The following is an 18,032-nucleotide window of genomic DNA, read 5'->3' on the forward strand; positions in this document are numbered from 1 at the left end:
TATATTTGTTGTGATAACGCTATGCTTTAGGCATAAGCGTGATACTCCACGCTAATTGATAAAAACCGACGTAGGGTTTTTACGCGAGGTCACCTAGATAGCATAGTGATGTCCACAATAGGGTGTTCTTATTCTATTGTGTTGCTTAGGGAAAAGATGTAAGAAGTGATTGGTTAATGCTGGAAAAAATACCTGCCCCCACCCCAAGAGAAGAACTACATGTGCTGGTTATCGATAACCAGGGGCTAGTTCACGATGTTGTTGCATCAGCATTACACGAAATTGGAATTAAAAACGTAAGCAGTGCATTTAATGCATTCCACGCAAAAAGGTTATGTGAGGCAAGACAATATGACTTTGTACTGCTTGCCTTTAACGTTAGTCATGATAAAGATGGTTTTCATCTTTTTGAAGAACTAAAACACCTCAACCACATCAACGACACTACCACGGTTATTTTTCTTAGTGCAGAGACATCGCCTGAGCTTGTTAATTGTATTGTAGAACTGCAGCCAGATGACTTCTGGGTTAAACCCTTACAGCGCAATAAGATTGAGACACGTTTAGAGTATCTTATACAGGTTCGATTAAAGCTTCACAAAATGCTGCATTGTATGCATGCAGGCGACTACTCAACAGCGATGTATTACGCCGAAAGGCAGCTAAAAGACGCGTCACTTTCTGAGTATCACACTAAAATAAAGCGCCTCATAGGCGACTGCTTATTGCAGCTTAGGGACTACGAAACGGCAGAGGATTATTTCAGAACATTATTGCAAAGTGTCGATCACGCTTGGGTTCATATTGGCCTGACCCGTTCGTTACTTCGTCAAGATGAACTAGAAGAAGCGCAACTATTAGTAGATGATTTACTTCAGCGACCCGATACACGGTTTTTGACTTTTGACTTGCTTGCGCAATATTTTATTGAGAAAGAGCAGTTCGATATTGCTTACGAGCAAATGAAAGAGGCTAGTCGGCTTGCGCCCCGTAATATCGAGCGAAACAAGCGCTTGTGGGATTTAGCAAGACTTAATCACGACAAAGCCGGTCAACTCACTGCTGTTCAGAGTATGGCTAAGTACGCAAAAAACTCAATTCATGACTCACCGCAACTGACATTAAATGTTATTCGTTCTACCATTGACTTGGCAACAAGTTTAGGAAATGGAGAAGGTGAAAAGTACCTTAAACGTGCGGAAAGTGAGCTTGAAGAGCTAAAGCAACAGAAAGGCATGCAGAACCAGCTTGCTGAACAAATAGATGTGGTCAGATCCCGGGTACTGTGTCTTAGAGACGAGAAACGTGAAGCTGAAAAATTAATGAAGGATCGCTCAGCATCGACTGAAGGGCTGTCAATGGAAGATAGCTTAGATAAGATGAAAGCCTTCCATGAATTGGGTATGCGTGAGCACTGTGTAAGCATTCTAGATAAGCTGAGAAAGCAAATAGAAGGTGATAATTTCACCTCACAAGTGGTAAATGAGTACCTCAATCAAGAGTCTATAGAGCGTACCGAAATTCAGTTTACTACTAAAGAGCTTAAGCAGATGGCGGCCGTAAATTACAAAGAAAATCGGCTTGTCCCCGCATATAACAATTTAAGACAGGCGTTGACTTTGTCACCTAAAGACAAGCAAATTGCGTTAAGCCTGCTTAAAGTTATTACTCAAATACATCTAGACAATGGACTAAGTGAAGAACAAATGAATTCGGCGCAATGTGCTGCTAAATTACTTTGTGCTGGAGAATTATCAGCCACTCAGGCGGAAAAACGGGACCAGTATATCGCGCGTATTGGTATTGAAGTTGATAACTCTAATGCTGCTGACTTAGTTGGTATGGTAGCCGTTAAAACATAACTTGTCGGCTTGTACGTTCTGTATACTGACGAAACCAATGGTTAAATTTTACTTGTAAAGGTATAAGAAAAAGACAGTTTCCTGAACACGCAAAATTGAAAATACAAAAAAAGCTGCCTTGAATTCAAGGCAGCTTTTTTAATTTTTGTAGACGTTAACTTTCTCTTCTACTATTTTTTAACAGCAGTAGTACGACGACGAAAGCCAATTACTGCGGCTAGCAGAGCAAGAATTCCTCCCATTGAGCCGCCTGAGCTGTCGTTATCGTCTTCCTCATCCTCAACGTCTTCAACGACATCCGCTTGTAAATCGAATGTAGCGATGAATGGGTCATGGTCTGAACTTCTGAATGGACCCACATCAGTGAACGCGTAGCCGTCTTCATCAGCATAATAACGAAGGGCTTGGTCATACTGTAGCTGGTAAGCTTCAACTGAGTTTATATTCCAGTGTGCACCATCGATAGCGTCTTCAAGCATGGCTTCACTTGCCAGAACGTGGTCTAAACTACCTACTTGCTCGGTACCGTAGAACCAATATGAGAAGCCTTCTGCATCAAATTCTTCAGCTAGATTGTGATAGCCGAAGCTAGACTCAACTTCAACAGAAGCGCCATCGTCCATCTCTGTATTTACCGCAGTATTTATCGTGTAACCACGAGCTTCAGGTGTATAGTCAGTAAGTACTGCCACAGGATCTTCGGCGCTGTACGCGTTTAAGTCGCCTAAGATTACTTTGCGCTCAGGCAGGCTCTCTTCACTTAATGCGTTACCCAAAGTCATCGCTGCTGATACGCGAAGTGCGTTGCAGCTGCCTTGAATCGTTGTGATCTCAGACGGCTCCTCTGCTATGTCTTCAGCGCATTGGCCACCTTTAGATTTAAAGTGATTGACAGCAACAAGGAAAGACTTGCTGCTTTCATTATGAACGAAAGTTTGCAGTAAGCTAGGGCGCATCCGTGCCAAGCTATCTTCATCAATTTGTTGTACTGGCATTGCAACAATTGTAGCGTCGCCTTCTGGCTCTACTACAGAGGCTTTGTAAAGCAGGCCAACAGTGATGGCATCTGTGCCTATTTCACTACCGTCACTCGTAGCGATAAATGAGTATTGCTCGGTTTCAACTAACTCAGTATTAATGGCATTTACGAGTGATTGAATTGCACTATCATCACCAAAACCGTCGTTTTCGATTTCCATTAGGCCAACAACGTCAGCGTTAAGGTTAACAATGGCCTCGACAATACGACCTTGCTGTAATGCAAACGCTATAGCATCGTCAGCACCGCGATTGTCATCATAATCGAAAGTTACATCACCATTTTCATCTACTTCACCGTTAAAGTAGTTAAGCACGTTGAAGGTGGCAATTGATAGGTTACCCTCTATAACAACAGGGTTAGCCTCACGAGTCGACGTTACTTCAATAATGTCGCTAGGGTTAATTCTGTAAGTACCAAAGCTATAATTTAATGGGCCTGAGGCAGAAACCGCATCTCCAATTCGTATGGCATTTGCGTAGCTGAAAGTAGGGAAATAGTTTAGCGCATCAGGATATTGCGAACCGTTGTTATCTTCTATAGTTAGAAGGCTTGCCTCGCTCGCTTCAACGGCGGCTGTGTAAGCATCTGACAACGGTGCTGCAATATCGCTTGGCTGACGCTTAATCGTATCGCTTACTACAATTTCTCCGAAGCGCCAAAGGTTGTTTGTGCTTGTTACTGTGGCATCAATTACGCTTACAACCATGCTTTCAACCGTTTCAAGATCAAGTTCGTAAGGCATCGACAGCTGGACTGCCGCTACTGAATCAACCGCACCACAATCGAGTGCAGCTACATCGCTATCCATGGCAAGGGTTGTCATGCCGTAGTTTTCTTCTACTTCACCATAAAGGCGAACGACGTTACCGGTGGCAACATCGACGCTGCCGTCTACGAACAAACCTTCAGATGTGTTTTCATCACCGTCTTGATCCGCTGCTTCTTCTTGTATAAAGAAACCATCAGCACGGGTGCCAGTAACGATAGCTTCGACAATATGGCTATTGCCAACTTCAGCAGAGCTACTTTCGTTACCTTGAATAGCACTAATTAGCATTGCGTCGTCGCCGCATACGCCCAGTTCCACTGCGGGCTCTTCAGGCACATCAACAATATCTTCACCACCTTCTGTAGTGAACGTGCCGGTAGGGAAGGGGCTGGCTGCATCTGCATTTGTAGTTGAGCCGTCAAGCGCATCTACACCACTATAAGTCCAGTTTGATGCTTCAAAACTACCGCCATTAGCCGTTTGCCCTGATGTACGGTATGCCCAACCATCTAAGTATTCCCATGCAGTACCGTTGCCGTCTACGTTAATATCACCGAAAGTGTCAATTACGCTACCATCTTTAAACAGTTCAATGGCGTCATCACCATTAATAGCCATTGATGATGTATTGTAGTCTGGCGCAGAACCGAAAAACGCAGTAAACCCATCAACCTCTGAAGCAACGTAAATGTAGCTGCCTGCGCTTGCAGAAACACCAGCTGGAAAGGTGAACTCTTCGCCGTCAGTGCCACCACCATTGTTCGCACTGCCAATGCCATAGGCAGATAAGTCAGCAATATCGTTTACAACGAATAGCTCTACGGCTTTAGGAACACCACCACTTAATGGCCCGTCTATAACACCACTGATAACTAAATCGTTGGCTTGTATAGCAGTAGAAGAAAGTGCAGAAATAATCCCTGCAGATAGTAAAGTTAATGATGTTTTCACGTCATTTTCCCTTTGTAGTTTTCATTATTTTTGAATCACCAACGCTAACATTTTTGCTATTTGAGTCTGCAAAAGAAGAGCGCGTAGTGATGCGCAATTTTGTTATTGCTTGTTCTACCGTAGGGAAGTTTGTGAATAATAGAAATGACTTAACCTTATTCAAGCTGATTTTTGAATTTATATTAAAAAACAATGGGTTAAACTGTACGGATAAACTTACTTGTACTCTTAACTCCTTTTCAAATACCTTCGCAAGCGATAAATAATGCTATTGCCTTTATTTTGCAGCCTTCTGTTTCTATTAAAGATTCACTCGGAGTATCAATTAAATTCGAGGTGACGCGAAAATAAAGCATGATCTTCAACTACTTGCTCTGCATAGAGATTTGCAATTTTTATGAGTAAGCTTTCTGTTTGTGACAAAATACTTGATGCTGATTGGGCGAAACGCGTGCTTCTTCTATCTCCACGACAGTGGGCCAGCGCCAAGCTATAACCGCATAACTCTGCAAAGTATTCAAAGCCACCATTTATCGCTTTATTGCCCATTGCAATATCGTGAGGATCGATACCTACCTTAGCGTGATGCCTTGAGCGAACAAGGTAGTGAGCATTTTCAAATTTAACTTCGTCAAGAACAAGGTCGGGCTTTCTTTGCATTCGTCGTTGGCAGCGAGCCGTGAGGTGAGCGGCATTTAAACCGTTTACCGGGTTGATGTTTGGGAAATAGTAAATGGGTGCGGCAACACGCTGCTGTTTGACTTCTACAATATGGCAATGTGCAAAGCTTGTTTTACTATGCGGTTTAGATGGCCCGACTAAAAAATAATAGCGCGCCATATTCACTGAGCCAGTTCCTGCGTTCAGGCGTTTAACAATATCAACGATAGCGTCGTCCATGTAAGGAGCAAACGCTTCGTGTAATGTTTCATATTCACGTTCATCTAGGGTAGAGAACTTTTCACTGTTGGGTTTAAAACCTAATGTATTACCATCGAAATACACCGCTTTAGCGAGCGCGCTTTTAAGCGTAAAGTCCTCACCGCCAGCGCTTCGGGCTTTCGCTTTTTTGTATAGCTTAGCGAGTTTACTCGGTACGTCATCGGGACAATAATCTATGGCTTCGTTAAGTATACTGGCATCTTCAATAACTCTTTTACAAGTCGCCACATAACGCTTGATAAATGCATGTTGCGCACTAATGACTTGTTGATGGGTAACAACAGGCTTAGTGGTATCGACGTCTTCCCCGAAGTATTTACCTTCCACGATGCCGCTACAGTGTAGCTGCGCGAGCTGCAACGAAACGAGATAGCGAAGTATGTCCCATTGCGCTTTGCCAACACAGGCATCGTCGAAGTCATTGGGAGAAAAAATAACCGTATCTCCGTGAGAGCCTTCCTCTGTTAGAAAACCAAAATTGGAGGTATGGCAGTCTCCCATCACACTGGTCAGCGGAAGAGAATCGCACTCTTTGGGAAAATTAATCAGACCCGCTTTGATATCTGCATAAAATAATTGTGCGCTTCCTCGATAAAATACAAAGGGGCTGTGTGCCATTTTTGTGTGTTTTGGCAAGCTTCGAGATGGTGCTTGATTATCAATGCGCTTAATTTCTTCTGAAATCAGTTGAATTCGGGGGTTAGTCATTTGTTCCTCACGCGGCAGATATTAAGGCTGAAAACAAGGTTGTATCGCTTATCCGTAAGTTAACTGATTCTATTTTCATCGTTCAATTCAATAACCTGATTAAGCGATTCATTTTTACCAATTAGTTTTTTTAAGTGATGCGCGCTATTCTTATCACCAGTTTCAAGAGACATGGATTTCACCATAAGTGAATATCTTCACAAAAGTGCAAAACCATGTCGACACAATATACGTAAAGTTTGTATCCGTATGCATTTAGTGTGCGGAAATATTTAAACCAAATGGAGAATTAAACATGGCATTGATCAATACTGCTATCAAACCTTTTAAAGCAACTGCATTTAAAGACGGCGAGTTCGTAGACGTAAGCAGCGAAGACATCAAAGGTAAATGGGCAGTTTTCGTATTTTACCCAGCTGACTTCACATTTGTTTGCCCAACTGAGCTTGGCGACATCGCTGATAAATACGAAGAACTTCAGTCTCGTGGCGTGGAAGTATTCTCAGTATCTACTGATACACACTTCACTCACAAAGCATGGCACGATTCTTCAGACACGATCAACAAGATCAAGTTTGCAATGATCGGTGACCCTACTGGCGAAATCACGCGTAACTTCGATTGTATGCGCGAAACTATGGGTCTTGCTGACCGTGCAACATTCGTTGTTGACCCAGAAGGTATTGTACAAGCAATGGAAATCACTTCTGAAGGTATTGGCCGTGACGCAGACGACCTAGTTCGTAAAGTTAAAGCGGCTCAATATGTAGCAAACAACCCAGGTGAAGTTTGCCCAGCGAAATGGAAAGAAGGCGAAGAAACACTTGCTCCTTCTCTAGACCTTGTAGGCAAAATCTAAGCAGCACCGCTTAGTGTCTAACATAGCAGTAAGCTGTAAACAGAAGTGTTAGGCAGATAGTTTGTAGGGAGTGGGTCTCCACTCCCTGATGTTAATTTCCTATTTCCGCTTATGTTGTTAGCCTTAAAAGGTTGGCGGGGATCGGCGTGTCGAAAATAAGGCAGAATAACCGTGTTAACTAAAGAAATTTTACAAGCATTGAAATCATATGCTGAGACAATGCAAAAAAACGTAACCTTTGTCGTACAGACCGGTGAACATAGCAAGCGCGAAGAGCTTGTGAAGTTTCTGTCCGACATTGCTTCAGTAAGCGAAAAATTAAACGTAGAAGAGCGTGAAACTAATGGTGAACTACGCAGCGCTATCAGCTTTCTACTAGAGGCTGATGGAGAAGATACTGGAATTCGTTTCTCTGGTATTCCGGGCGGCCATGAGTTTAACTCGCTTGTACTTGCCATGCTGCATGCAGCAGGCACTGAACTTAAGCTAGATGATAGCGTTCAAACATTGGTTAAAGCCGTTAAAGAGCCGCTTAACTTTGAAGTATTTATTAGCTTAAGCTGTCACAACTGCCCTGAAGTCGTACAGGCGCTTAATCAATTCGCTTTGATTAACCCTAACATCAAAACCGAAATGATCGACGGCGGGCTGTATCAAAACCTAATCCAAGAGCGCGACATTCAAGGTGTACCAAGCGTTTACCTTAATGGCGAGCTATTCGCGAACGGTAAAGTTGATGGTTCAGTACTTATCAACAAACTTATTGAGCGTGACCCTAGCCTTAAAGAGGCAAATAAAGGCGACGCATTACCGCTTCAAGACGTTACTGTTATTGGCGGCGGCCCAGCGGGTGTTGCGTCTGCAATTTACAGTGCTCGCAAAGGCCTTAAAGTAGCCATTGTAGCTGAAACTTTCGGTGGTCAAGTCAAAGATACTATGGGGATTGAGAATCTAATCTCTGTGCCTAAAACAACGGGACCTGAGCTTGTAGGTAACCTAATGGAGCACGTCCGCGATTACGATATCACGCTTAAAGAACACGTACGCGTAGACAGCATCGAGAAAGGTAACATCAAAACGATTACGCTTTCCTCTGGCGAGCAAATTCGCACCCGTACGGTTATTGTTGCAACAGGTGCACGTTGGAGAGAGCTTGGTGTTCCAGGTGAAAAAGAGAACGTAGGTAATGGTGTCGCATATTGTCCGCACTGTGATGGTCCGTTCTTTAAAGGTAAAGATGTAGCTGTTATCGGTGGTGGTAACTCTGGTATTGAGGCAGCACTAGACTTGGCAGGTATCGTAAAGTCAGTAACGGTATTCGAGTTTATGCCAGAGCTTAAAGCAGACCAGGTCCTTATCGATCAGGCTGAAAAGCGCGATAACATTACCATTATTAAAAATGCGGCTACACGACAAATTACCGCTGAAAATGGCAAGGTGAACGCAATTGAATATCAAGACCGTTCAACCAATGAAGTTCACACTCGCGAACTTGCAGGTGTATTCGTTCAAATTGGTCTAGTGCCTAACAGTCAGTTTATGAAAGACACGGTAGAGATGACGCAGTATGGTGAAATTGTTGTTGATACCAAGTGTCATACTTCTGAGCCGGGTATCTTCGCCGCAGGTGATGTGACGACTGTGCCTTATAAGCAAATCGTTATTTCGATGGGCGAAGGCGCTAAAGCGTCACTGGCGGCCTTTGAATATTTGCTTAGCCATGAAGTGGTTGAGACTGAAGACGAGAGTGAAGCTGCATAGTAGCTAGTTGGTAAATTAAGAGTACGAAAAAGCCGAACTAACACTGTTAGTTCGGCTTTTTTATAGATCGTTTTCAGTCACGAATGCTTCATTATTTTTATTATTGGGTGCTTGCATTTAATAATAGTAATGAAAGTAGTTATCATTTGTATGTTATTTTGTTAGATTAAACGAAAGTATTAATTAGTCACGCAGTATTCGCCATTTTCAGAGTGAATAAGCGGACAAGACATAACAAAATAATCAGAAGATAACACTCGACATGAACAAAAAATTAACCAGTTTAGCGGTAACGGCTGTATTGGTGTCTTATGCCAATGCCCAAGACAGTGACGTTAACACTGCAAAAGCTTTGAAAGAAAGCAGCAACCAAGTTACACCTTCAGAGCAAATAGCAGTTGAAAAGATAGAGGTACTTGGCACGCGTTCTCCCTTCGGTGCTACTAAATCTAATACGCCAATCGTTGAACTTGCACGTACTATATCAATTGAAACGGCATTAGACTTAAAGCAAAAAGGCGCCTTAAATCTATCCCAATCAGCTACTTACATGGCTGGTGTTACCGGTGAATCTTATGGATACGCCACACGAGTTGATTCAATATCTTCGAGAGGACTAAGCATTCCTCGCTATCGCGACTCTATTCAAGAGTTGTTTGGCAGCTACAATTCAACGCGCGCTGAAATTTACACAATGGAACAGGTTGAGCTGCTTAAAGGTCCGGCTTCTGTGCTTTACGGACAAGGCTCACCGGGCGGCATCATGAACTATGTGTCAAAGACGCCCACGTTAGGTAAGGGAAGTGAAGTTGTATTGTCTTATGGAAGTTTCGACCGGGCGCAAATTGCCTTGGATGTAAACGGCAGCCTGTCTGAGGATGATAAGTGGGTAGGGCGCTTTGTTGGTATTTATCGCAATGCCGACTCTCAGGTTGATTATGTCAGTGATGACACGCAAGTGCTTATGCCTTCACTTTCTTTTATGCCGTCAGATGATACAACGCTAACCTTAATTGGCTTATTTCAGGATACCGATAGTGATACTGCGGCACAGTTCATTCCTGTAGAGGGCACACTATTACCTTTGGCAGATGGTAGCTATCTGCCGGATCAGGATGTTTACGCAGGCGAGCCCGAATTTAATAAATTTGATACCAAGTCAAATCAGGTTACCTTACTTGGCGAGCACGTGATTGACGATACCACGTCACTTTCATTTACCGTCCTTTGGCGAGACGGCGAGGCAGACTACCATCAGGCGTGGCCTACTTTTACAGGTGGGACGCGCTACCTAAACGCCTTTGTAGGAGCGCCTGTCGCGCCTGCTGATACCTTCGTGCCAAGAACCTTTTATCAGGCTGATAATACGTTTAAGCAACACGCTTTTGATATTCGTGTAAATAAGCGCTTGGCAACCGGCTCTTTTGAGCACGAGTTGCTAGCGGGTGTGCAATACCAAGATGTTAAAACAGACGCTAACTCAGCGTATTATGCTGGTGGAGGGGTGTTACAAGGTGACTTTAGATACATTTTAGATTTAGCCAACCCTGTATATACAGGTGCGCCAGAGCAAGCGGTTTTTGATTCAATTTACAACGATGCGCCGGAACAAACTGTTACAGATACAGGGTTGTATTTATCAGACCAGGTTTCTTATAAAAACTGGCGCATGACGTTGGGTTTGCGTCACGATCGCGTTGACAATGATACCGGCGTGACGGAACAAGACGATACGCAAACCTCTTACTCTGCTGGCGTGTTATACCGCTTCGATAACGGTATCTCACCCTACCTTAGCTATGCTGAGTCATTCGAAACTGTGGTGGGATTAGATAACAACAACAATCAGCTTAAGCCAGAAGAAGGCCGGCAATACGAGGCCGGTATCAAGTATGAATTATCAGCCTTTCCGGGTTTTATAACGTTGGCGTATTACGATATTGAAGTGTCTAACCTTCCTAATCCAAATGGTTTACCCGATGAAGCCGCCCAGCAGCAGGGTGTTACGTCTATCGAAGGTATAGAACTGGAAGGGCGTTTGGACTTTGGGGAGATAACCGCGCAATTTGCTGCGTCTGTTATGAATGCAGAAGACCCTAACGGTTTCTCATTGTCAGCTCAGCCAGATAGCAATGCGTCGCTTTGGCTTAATTACTCTCCCCTTGAGCTTGAAGCGCTAACCATAGGTGCGGGTGTACGCTATGTCGGCGAAACGGTCTCAGATAATGGCGCTATTCGCTATGAAACACCTAGCTATACATTGGCCGATTTAATGGTGGCGTACGAGCTATCGAGTAACGTGAATTTGCAGCTGAATGTAAGAAACGTTACTGATAAGAAATACCTAACGTCGTGTTTGTTCAGAGGGGATTGTTTCCCAGGTGTACGTAGAACAGTAAACGCGTCGCTTACCTATTCGTTTTAAGGAATGATCATGCTTTCAGTTGCAGCAGGTGGTTTAACACTCGCGGCCTTAGGGGTTGTTTATAAAAGTTGGCGTGAGCAAGCGTCAACTTACCTTTATTTAGGTTTAGCCGTATGGCTAGTTTCGGCGGTATGCTGGTCGTTCGCCCAAGGGTGGGAGTTTGGCGTACTATATGCGTTATGTATTCCTGCAATTCTTGTCTGGCCGTTCATAGCATTAAATCAAACGTTTTTGCCACAGCCTAAAAACGTACCTCAGCCGCGAAGCTTTGACTTTGCAAGAGGTACTGTACTGGCAAATGTTGCAAACTATTTAGTGGTACTGGTTGTTTTATTGGTTGTTAGCGTTCTAATAACGCTAGGCGTATGCGCGCTGCTTCCATTTTCTATCGCAGGCCAGCTAGCTACGGGTACGGTTCTACTGCCAGTTTTGTGGGGGCTTTTCGTTTATCACTACCTTGCTACCGCTCACAAATTTAAAGTCATTGGTGCTTACGCAGCCTTGTCTGCGGCCTGTGTACCAATACTTGTCTTCTTACCCATGTAGGTGAATATCAATGGATAAAGTTACAAAACAAAATGCATTAAATGCACATACTTGGGTTGGTGTGTTTTTAAGTGTACTGCTTTTTTTAGTATGCCTTTCAGGAACGGTTGCCGTATTTCACCTAGAGTTTGAAAGGTGGGAGCAGCCACATATTGAAGAGATGGAGAATGTTTCTCCGCAGGCCATTGAAAAAGCTATGGATAGCTTCTTAGCTAAACATACCGAAGAGTCTCACCATCTCTTTGCTGTGTTTCCTACATCTGATATTCCAAGGTTGGTGGTTGAAAACGACCACGTAGCGTATTTTGCCGATAGCGAAGGTAATTTACTTGAAGAAGAAAGCGTGTCTTTCACGCAAATGCTGGTGGACCTGCATTTATATTTAAACCTGCCGCATAGCTGGGGAATGATTTTAGTCAGTGCCCTAGGCGCCATTATATGTACCTTAGTTATTACGGGGATCATCGCCCATAAACGAATTGGGAAAGATGCATTCAAACTGAGAAGAGGCGGTAATGGTCAACAAGCCCAAATAGACTTGCACAATCGTTTTGGTCTGTGGGCTGCGCCATTTCATCTAATCATAGGGATTACGGGTGCCTATTTCGGCGTGGCGGGCATTATTTTAGTGGTCGTTGCTTCACTCAACTATGACGGCGATAGGGATGCAGTTGTTGACCAAATTTTCACACCCGACCCAGTATTAACGCCCCAAGAAGGTAAACCCGCTATTGGGAAAGCCTTTGCGCAAATGGAAACGCTTGCGCCTGAAAAGTCTCCAATATTCTTAACCGTGCACGAGGTCGGTGAGCCCGAGCAGTTCATTGAGATTTATGCCAAAGCGCCGAACCGCATGATTTATGCTGAAGGATATCGCTTTGATACTGCTGGAAATTATATCGGTGATGCTGGCTACGAAGACGGAGAATGGGGCAAGCAACTTGTATGGGCCATGTATCGACTTCATTTTGGTGATTTTGCTGGCTTAACCAGCAAGTGGTTTTACTTTGTATTAGGCGTAATGCTAACCATGCTATGTGTTTCTGGTATGGAAATTTGGCTGTCTAAAAAAGCCCACCCACCGTTAGCGAGCAGACTTTGGTACGCCGTAGTCTGGGGCAGTGTCAGCGCTCTGGCCTTAACCGCAGCCGTTGATATGTTTTTTGCCGGTTCTCTTATCGCCGTATATTGGTGCATAATGTTACTCAATACGGCTGTGACCGTGGCAGTTAAATCGCTGACAAAGCCAGTGTGGTTGATGATATCTGGGTTCAGTGTACTGGTACTTTTAGTCACTTATGCTGTCGTACACCAAGGTGCTGCGCTTTCTATTGCATCACTTCAGCTAAATATTCCAATGGCAATGTACGTGATCTGGAGCTTATACCGCGCTACTGCGTTGTTGAAACGAGCGGAGAAAATTCGCGCTAATCATGTTCACGATGGCCATAGCGAAGTAAATCGAGGCGACAGAAATCAAGAAGCTCGAGGAACGAGTGTTAACGCATAAATCTTAAAATCATTATCAGGGGGCGTTAGTGCAGTTAACTCGCCCCTTGATGTAATCACCTTAGTTGCGCTTTGCTCTTTTCCACGTCCCGCCATACGTGTAGCCCTCCACATTTTTCGCAAGGGTCTGGCATGCTTTACACACTATATGCCAGCCGTCTTTCTCACTCTGTCGAACGCGAAATTGAGTGTCAGCTTCAATCCCGCAGTTGTCACACGGCTTAGGTGGTTTTAACCTGTTTTTCTTTCCCATGTTGTAGCGTTCTTTCCTATTTTTATCCGCGAAACTGTTTTTGTTGTTTACTCAGGTCATTTGCAGAGTATCAATCTAAATTAATTTGGCGACAGCAACTGCCAACGCAGACCCTTTTTCTACTGCGCGCCCCCACAACCTCATCGGTAAAGATGGTTGCCGTGTCATCATTGCTAACGCTTCGTCTCTATGGTGCTGCTCTTCTTCCTGACAGTATTTAAACCTCTCTATCACGTTTGATGGCGGGGTAGATAATGCCGACATGTTTTTACACTGCTCGTCATAATGCAAATCAACAAATCCCTCTACACAATAAATGGTATAGAAAAACCAGTTCTGTCCAAAAAGGCGCGGTAAGAAGCCGGTTATAAAGCCCGCGGCTATCCATAGTGGCAGTATGAAGCTGCCTCTAAACAGCGGCATTTCACTTTCAAAAATAGCAAGGTGCGCACGCTCCGTTTCAAGGTGCTCTCTTATAAAGCGTTCTGTGCCGTCTTTACTTTTGCTAATGCGAAATAGGCTAGAGATAAATTCAGCAACCATGGCCCCACGGTATATCCAAACGGCGCCAGTTTCGCCAGCATGACTTGCACGTAGTTCCTTATCTACCTGCTTAGTGTATTTAGCTCCCAGTAGCTTTGCATAAAATGGCATGACGTACTCCAACAGCGTTTTACTAACAAAACGCGCGAAATGATTATATGGATGCCGCCTTACGTATTTGTAATGCGCTTGCTCATTCACTTATTGATGCACGAATTTAGCCTAGCTTTTTTGAAGCGCTTAAAGCTTTGGTGAATAGTGCTCTATTTAAAAATGAAAGCAGAGTAGTTCAACGTTGCTTGCTAAGGTAAGTAAAAATATAAAAGGAGTGCGTGAATGAAAGTGCTATGGGGTTCACTTATTTTAATTTTTGCCTATTTAATATTGTGGCCGGTACCCATCGAACCAGTCAGTTGGCAAGCACCGAAAAATGGCGGGTTTACAAAAGGCTTTACAGAAAATTCGCTGTTGTCAGAGCTTTCGCTTATTCATTTGAAAGGTGAAGAGGGGCCGGAAGATTTTGCGATAAATAAAGAGGGAACCATCGCCACAGCAACGCATTCTGGCACGGTTTTATTAATGAAACAGGGGCAAACGTCATTTACACCATGGATTAATACCAACGGCCGCCCACTTGGTCTTGAATACGATAACGAGGGAAACCTACTAATCGCCGATGCCCATGGAGGTTTGCTAATTGTAAACGCCAAAGGCGAATTGAAAACGCTTGTTAATCAGGTAGAGAATACGCCCGTTGTATACGCCGATGATGTAGATATAGCAAAAAATGGAAAGGTTTATTTTACCGACGCGACCACCAAGTTTGTCGCGAAGGATCATGGTGGAACGCTTTCGGCAAGCTTGCTAGAAATTCTAGAGCACAAAGGGAATGGCAGGTTAATTGAGTACGATCCATTAACTGCTTCGAGCAGGGTTTTGATAGACGGTTTAGTTTTCGCAAATGGCGTAACAATGAGTCATGACCAAGACTCTGTATTATTTAACGAGACAGGAAAGTACCGAGTTTTGCGCTACTGGCTAAAAGGTCCTCAACAAGGAAGGGTGGATGTGGTGATAGATAACTTACCCGGTTTCCCTGACAATATCAGCCAGGCTTCCAGCGGCGGCTATTATCTAGGCCTGGCTTCACCGCGTTCAGCACCAGTGGACGGGCTATCAGATAAACCCTTTATTCGTAAAATAGTACAGCGTTTACCACAGTTCATACGACCTCAAGGGAAAGCGTATGGGCATCTTCTAAAAATCAGCGAAAGTGGTAAGCTGCTTCAATCTCTTCAAGATCCAAGCGGCGCTTATCCCTTTGTAACTGGCGCTATAGAAACAGAGCATGGCTTGTTTATTAGTAGTTTAAAAGCGCCTGCTGTGGGAATTCTGCCTCTTGATAAAAAACGCCCAACAAGCGACGTGACTGTAATAGATATTGATGCTAACAGTGGCAATAACTAGTGGCGATAATCCGACTGGTGCGTAGAATTGGATAAAATTTAGTTACATTTAATCAATGTTTAAACTTTTGTTACCTAGGTAATCTTACAAAGCTATACCACTATAAATTATGCTAGTGTGAGTCGTCATAATTTTATCGAGCGTATAAAGGCCGGTGAACTTTTCATTTTGGGCATCTATTTATGAAAGCGTATTTGTATACTTCAGTTGCACTTGCAGTCACGATTTCACTTCTCACGGGATGTGGAGGAGGTGGCGGTTCGTCCAGTACCCCGCCTGTAGCAACGACACCTACTACACCAACAACTCCCGTTACGTCTGCACCTGAGTGGGAAGCCGGCGTCTATGAGCCTCAATCTCAATTCATCGCAAAATGTGAAACGCCAAGAACTGGCATCGACCCTTTTACCGGAAGTGCCTACCCAGATACGCAAGGCACCGCGATGGATGAAAAGCTGTGGCTGCGCTCGTGGACTAACGACACCTACCTATGGTACGACGAAGTAGACGATAACGACCCAGAAAACTTTTCAGTATTGGCATACTTTGACCAGTTAAAAACCAATGAACTAACGCCAAGTGGCACGCCAAAAGATAATTTTCATTTTTCACAAGACACTGCTGAATACAACGAACTATCTCAATCTGGCATAGAGTCGGGATTTGGTTTTGATTGGGAATTTGGCTCAAACACGGTACCAAGAGAGCTAACGGTGCGGTTCACTGAGCCTGGTTCACCTGCTGCTGCAGCGAATGTGCCGCGAGGCGCTAAGGTTGTGAGTATTAACGGCGTTGATTTCGTTAATGACAATACCCAACAAGGTGTAAACGCTTTAAACGATGGACTGTTTCCTGATGATGCCGGAACCACTACAAGCTTTGAATTTGAACTGGTTGACGGTACGACTATGTCTGTAGATATTACCTCTACTGATGTGAGCGTAACGCCTGTTCAAAACGTTAAGGTACTAGATACGGAAAACGGTAAAACAGGCTACTTCCAGTTCAATGCCTTTATTGTTACTGCGCAGGAAGGGCTAATCGAGGCTTTTGATACATTCGTTGAACAGAATGTTACCGAGTTAGTAATGGACCTACGTTACAACGGTGGGGGGCGTTTGGCGTTAGCCTCACAGCTTTCTTATATGGTAGCGGGCCCGAATCAAACGAACAACGCTACGTTTGAAACCTTAAGATTTAACGATAAAAACCCAACGACTAACCCCGTAACTGGTGAGACAATACGTCCTACGCCTTTTTACAGCAATGTTATCGATTATAACGCCGGACGGCTTACCGATACTTTACTGCCGAGCCTTTCGTTGACTCGTGTTTATGTAATTTCAACAGATGCAACGTGTTCAGCCAGTGAAGCGGTAATGAATGCTCTTCGCGGTATAGACGTTGAGGTAGTACAAATTGGCTCTACAACGTGCGGTAAGCCTTATGGTTTCTATCCAACAGACAACTGTGGTGAAACTTACTTCACTATTCAGTTTCAAGGGGTGAACAATAAAGGCTTTGGGGATTATGCCGATGGCTTTATGCCAACCAATACACCGAACTTCGATTTTGAACTGCCAGGATGTGAAGTTGAAGATGACTTTACTGCAAGCTTGAGTGACCCAAATGAAGGTATGTTGTCTGCAGCATTAGAATTTGCAGCTACGAGCGCATGCCCTGAAGTGGTATCGGGCAATGGCATGGCTGATGTAAAAGCACTGCGCAGTAATCATAGCGCGCTAGTAGGTGAAAAGCTTATTCCTATCGACACACCCGAAACGCGCAGAGAAAACTTTATCTTACATAACAAGATTAATCAGCCCGTTTTCCAGGAACAAGACTGATGGTTTTATTCGGTAGAGGTAAAGCTAAAAGCAAAGGGCTGCCAGCTGCAGCCCTTGCTATAGTGCTATCATTGGTCATTGGTTGTGCTGCAAGCGGGGAGGCTGAGTTGTATAAAGCAATCACTAACAGCACGAGTGCAAGCCAAAAGCAAACTATTGAAAATACCATCAGCAACTGGTTCGGCGGTATACCCATCACTGTTGCTGATAATGTGTTTAGCAAAGCTTCAAACATTACAATTGAACGAAAAGCGAAGGTAGATAGCAGGGGGTTACCCGTTGAAGGAAGGCATGATAACCCTGTGTACAGCTTCACGTTACTAAGTGATGGCAAACACTGCTTGCTGCGAAATGATCAAACTGGTGAGCTGGCCAAACTTGAAAATATGAAGTGCTACCAAATCACGACTGAGCGTTAGCGTAAAGCTGGTAAATAAAGATTGTATACATAAATAGTTAGCTGAAATAGCGCAGTGCTATTATTAAAAATCGCAAAAAAAGCCCGATGTTTAAAAGCATCGAGCTTTTTTAATTTTAGCGTTTTTTAT

The 18,032-nt window shown here is 43.9% G+C and carries 12 protein-coding genes; 9 read left to right on the plus strand and 3 right to left on the minus strand.

Going from position 1 to position 18,032, the window contains the following annotated elements; genetic code table 11:
* The first annotated feature begins 176 nt into the window (after positions 1-176).
* Positions 177-1,862: a response regulator gene (locus ACYX4M_RS15345; protein ID WP_476080759.1), complete on the plus strand. Its 1,686-nt coding sequence runs from the start codon at positions 177-179 to the stop codon at positions 1,860-1,862.
* Between the two features lie 170 nt (positions 1,863-2,032).
* Here the strand turns inward: ACYX4M_RS15345 and ACYX4M_RS15350 are convergent, their stop codons facing one another.
* Both ACYX4M_RS15350 and ACYX4M_RS15355 read right to left on the minus strand, forming a co-directional pair.
* Entirely contained in the window at positions 2,033-4,624 is a 2,592-nt protein-coding gene (locus tag ACYX4M_RS15350; RefSeq protein WP_476080760.1) for an ExeM/NucH family extracellular endonuclease, read from the minus strand.
* A 321-nt stretch (positions 4,625-4,945) separates the two neighbouring features.
* Complete coding sequence (locus ACYX4M_RS15355; RefSeq protein WP_476080761.1) at positions 4,946-6,274, minus strand: DUF2252 family protein; 1,329 nt, start codon at positions 6,272-6,274, stop codon at positions 4,946-4,948.
* A gap of 301 nt (positions 6,275-6,575) precedes the next feature.
* Between ACYX4M_RS15355 and ahpC the strand changes: the two genes are divergently transcribed.
* From ahpC to ACYX4M_RS15380, 5 genes are all read left to right on the plus strand, one after another.
* On the plus strand, positions 6,576-7,133 hold the full coding sequence (gene ahpC, locus ACYX4M_RS15360; protein ID WP_461851522.1) for an alkyl hydroperoxide reductase subunit C: 558 nt from the start codon (positions 6,576-6,578) through the stop codon (positions 7,131-7,133).
* Positions 7,134-7,304: 171 nt separating this feature from the next.
* A complete protein-coding gene (gene ahpF, locus ACYX4M_RS15365; protein ID WP_476080762.1) occupies positions 7,305-8,894 on the plus strand; it encodes an alkyl hydroperoxide reductase subunit F in 1,590 nt (529 codons plus the stop codon).
* Between the two features lie 262 nt (positions 8,895-9,156).
* A complete protein-coding gene (locus ACYX4M_RS15370; RefSeq protein ID WP_476080763.1) occupies positions 9,157-11,319 on the plus strand; it encodes a TonB-dependent siderophore receptor in 2,163 nt (720 codons plus the stop codon).
* 9 nt (positions 11,320-11,328) lie between these two features.
* Complete coding sequence (locus ACYX4M_RS15375) at positions 11,329-11,865, plus strand: hypothetical protein (protein ID WP_476080764.1); 537 nt, start codon at positions 11,329-11,331, stop codon at positions 11,863-11,865.
* A gap of 10 nt (positions 11,866-11,875) precedes the next feature.
* Entirely contained in the window at positions 11,876-13,375 is a 1,500-nt protein-coding gene (locus ACYX4M_RS15380; RefSeq protein ID WP_476080765.1) for a PepSY-associated TM helix domain-containing protein, read from the plus strand.
* Between the two features lie 327 nt (positions 13,376-13,702).
* Here ACYX4M_RS15380 and ACYX4M_RS15385 read toward each other — a convergent pair whose 3' ends face one another.
* Positions 13,703-14,281 carry a demethoxyubiquinone hydroxylase family protein gene (locus ACYX4M_RS15385; RefSeq protein ID WP_476080766.1) on the minus strand — a complete coding sequence of 193 codons (579 nt, stop codon included), beginning with the start codon at positions 14,279-14,281 and terminating at the stop codon, positions 13,703-13,705.
* Between the two features lie 225 nt (positions 14,282-14,506).
* On the opposite strand from ACYX4M_RS15385, the gene ACYX4M_RS15390 reads away from it, so the two are divergent.
* The 3 genes from ACYX4M_RS15390 to ACYX4M_RS15400 all read left to right on the plus strand — a co-directional run bounded on the left by ACYX4M_RS15390 (position 14,507) and on the right by ACYX4M_RS15400 (position 17,903).
* Entirely contained in the window at positions 14,507-15,637 is a 1,131-nt protein-coding gene (locus tag ACYX4M_RS15390) for a strictosidine synthase family protein (protein WP_476080767.1), read from the plus strand.
* A 182-nt stretch (positions 15,638-15,819) separates the two neighbouring features.
* Complete coding sequence (locus tag ACYX4M_RS15395) at positions 15,820-17,484, plus strand: S41 family peptidase (protein ID WP_476080768.1); 1,665 nt, start codon at positions 15,820-15,822, stop codon at positions 17,482-17,484.
* Positions 17,484-17,903 (plus strand): hypothetical protein, encoded by a 420-nt coding sequence (locus tag ACYX4M_RS15400; protein WP_476080769.1) that lies wholly within the window; start codon positions 17,484-17,486, stop codon positions 17,901-17,903. Before ACYX4M_RS15395 ends, ACYX4M_RS15400 begins: the two co-directional genes overlap by 1 nt.
* Positions 17,904-18,032: the final 129 nt, after the last annotated feature.

The sequence above is a fragment of the Alteromonas sp. ABV4_150 genome (genome assembly GCF_056311745.1).